Source organism: Bathymodiolus heckerae thiotrophic gill symbiont (assembly GCF_900128515.1).
In the GTDB taxonomy this organism is placed as follows: domain Bacteria; phylum Pseudomonadota; class Gammaproteobacteria; order PS1; family Pseudothioglobaceae; genus Thioglobus_A.
This window is the reverse complement of the sequence record NZ_FQTP01000132.1, coordinates 1-2,953: the sequence shown is the minus strand read 5'-3', so window position 1 is coordinate 2,953 and position 2,953 is coordinate 1. Positions and strand designations below refer to the sequence as shown.

3 protein-coding genes are annotated in these 2,953 nt (G+C 36.9%); all 3 read right to left on the bottom strand.

Annotated features, from left to right (window positions below; all coding sequences use genetic code 11):
- Window positions 1-37: 37 nt before the first annotated feature.
- The gene (locus tag BTHERMOSOX_RS10100) at window positions 38-586 is read right to left on the bottom strand and encodes a TerD family protein (protein ID WP_138121035.1); all 549 of its coding nucleotides are present in this window, start codon (window positions 584-586) and stop codon (window positions 38-40) included.
- A gap of 28 nt (window positions 587-614) precedes the next feature.
- Window positions 615-1,760, bottom strand: coding sequence for a sodium:calcium antiporter (locus BTHERMOSOX_RS10095; RefSeq protein WP_138121034.1), 1,146 nt, complete (start codon window positions 1,758-1,760; stop codon window positions 615-617).
- Between the two features lie 703 nt (window positions 1,761-2,463).
- Window positions 2,464-2,679: a hypothetical protein gene (locus BTHERMOSOX_RS10090; RefSeq protein ID WP_138121033.1), complete on the bottom strand. Its 216-nt coding sequence runs from the start codon at window positions 2,677-2,679 to the stop codon at window positions 2,464-2,466.
- Window positions 2,680-2,953 lie beyond the last annotated feature (274 nt).

The window sequence follows — 2,953 nt, the reverse complement described above, 5'->3', positions numbered from 1 at the left end:
AAAAATGTTTTTTGCTATATCCAATCCAATTACGCTATTATTCATGTCGGGCTCCTCTTTGCTCCGTTATTTCTCTTAGGTGTATTATCGCACCGTTGGAGAGAGAGGAGTCCATATCATCACCTTGGAACCCCATCCCTAATGCTCTAAACTTCCAATTTTCATTATGAAGATATAGTTCACCTAAAATCAAGGACTTTTCTTTCATTTGTTTTGTTTCTGGATGAAAGACCAATTCTTCTTTGATATCAATACACAGTTGCTTTGCTAACGAAAATTCCACTGGTACAGTGATAACAAATGCAATTTTTTTTACAGTTATGGGGATTTTAGATAAATCAATATTAAAAACCTGAACCTCTGGGGCACTTGAGTTTAAGGTTATACATTGAGATTTTGAACTGGGGTTATTATAAAAAATAAAATCATTGTCTTTTGTTACCTTACCTTCAGCATTCAGTAAGAATGCTGAAACATCAATATCATTACTATCTGGCATTTCTATTACACAGTTTACTGATATTTTAAAAGTCAGTGCATTGACGGCTATATTTTGACCGCTAATTATCCTTTTTTCATTAGACATACTATTCTCTCACCATATTATTTTAAAGCTACTGTAAAAGTTTTTGAATTGAATGAAGAATTTCAGTAACAGGTTGTATCCATGCCATTTCATAAGCTCTTGCAACTATATAAGTTGTAAAAACAGCATACATTGCTAGCAAACTAATTGCTTCTTTCTTTCCCATGGAACGACTAAAAAAGAATATCAAGAATGCAGCAATAGTTAAAAACAGGAGCAAAATCCTAAGTTCAGAGACATGTTCTACTATTTCTGTTGGTATAGTGATTGTGCCATAAATCACAGTATATAAGAACAGAGGCAAGCCTAGCGCAAAACAAATATCAAAAATGTTACTTCCTAAAGCATTAGATACCGCATCATCATAATTACCTTTTTTTGCATCTTTCATCGATAAGATTGTATCAGGTACGCTACTGGCAGCAGCTACCAAAATAACTGCAACAAAGTAACCATTAATCCCAATAGTATGAGCGAATAATTCACAGCCATAAACAAGAATATAACAGGCTAGGGCGATAAACACGGTAGACACTGATAATAAAGCCCAAGAATTACCAGTTGACATCGAGTTTTCACCAATGATTGCATTCTCTAAATCAACTTTAAAAAAGGATAATAACCGATTTGATGAGCTTCCATTTTCGTCGTTTTCAACATCTTCTTCGTCATCACCACCATTAGCTTCTTCGGAACTCTTTTTCATTGATGTAAACATGTATCCAGCATAACCAATATAGAGCAACATTAACATCATGCCATGCCACCATTCTAGCGTTTCACCTATAGTTACAATTAAAACAAACTCCGCAGCAATTAACATCAAACCATCACGTAAAATTACTTTTTTTGAAACATTGATTGAAGCAATGTTAAACATTTTCATCGCAGTCAAAATACTTGCTGCAGGAATAATCATCGTATTAAAGACTGCGCTACCAGCAGTAGTACCGATACCGCCAGCAAAACCACTGGTATCATAAAACAAAAACAGAAATACAAAGGTGGCAAATAATTCTGGCATAGAACTTCCGATAGCATTAATGGAAGCCCCTTTCACTCCCTCAGACATATTTCGCCCAAGGTAGTCAGCCGCAGTTTCAAAACCATCACAAGCTTTTGCAATAAGAATGGTTGATAGCAGCACTAGAATAAGTGAAATTAAAATATCCAATACGTTCTCCTTACTTTGTTGATTTATATATAAACTTTCCTGATTACGTACAACTCTCAGCCATAGTAGATTAACACGTGAAACATCAGTATATTAAAAACTCGTCATTCCCGAAGCCTTTTATCGGGAATCTAGGCTTATCCTACGAGATTCCTGCTAAAAACATGCAGGAATGACGAAAACTAGCTGAGAGTCATGGGTAATCAGGTAAACTTTTGTGTTCAAAAATGGTTCGTTTTATAATTTTCTACTACATCCCTAATAACAAGCTGAAATGGCAGTTCTATGTGAGTCATCAATAATATTACAGCAAGGCGCGCCATGCTACCTCACGAAATTCCAGGACTCGTGTCGCCATAATTCGTTCACCTACGCAGCGACTAGATGATGCCCTGAACGCCCTTCGTCCGCAACGACTACGCACAAAAGCCGCTTCGTCATTGCTACCTCAAATGGCTTGATGGCTTATCGGAATGCAATTCTTGCTTCTCTCGCGTGCTGCTAGCACACGTCGAATCAGCGAATTGCCCTGTCGCCTATCAGGGACTAAAGATCATCACTTTGCTAAGGCTCCGTTTCCCTGATTTTCAGCGATTGATTTTAAAACCATTGATTTAATAAATTCAACCAGCCCCAAAAACCACTTACTTGTATTCAGTCTTGACTAGTTGTGACAATTCCAATTGCTAAAAAATAGTCAACCTCACATTTCTGCATTCAACTTTTGCGCAGCCCTATAAGCCGATTCGGACTGTGTTCCTGCGCAGTCTTTATTAAAGGCGCTTGTCATCTGAGTATGCTGTTCTACTTTGTTGTTATAGTTGTTAACAGATGACTGGCTATAACTATTGACTTGAATACTATTAATTTCCTTCCCTAACCATTTAGCTTCGTTATAAAGTATTATACATTGTTCCATAGCCTCATCCGGAATATATGGAACATGTATGCTTGTACTTCTTGTTGGACGAAGCCGCTATCGCGGAGAAAAACAGCTTCACCCCTAAATTTATAGTGTAACCTCATTGCCTGTTATATGCATAACAGGTTAATTTGTAAGCTCATTCAACTAACAAAAATGAGGTTACGCAATTATGACACCATCTATAGAACTTAAATTCAACCATTATTATACGCAGCACTGCAAGTATCTGAAGCTTCAAGGCCTGCAACCCAAAACCATTGATGCCTAT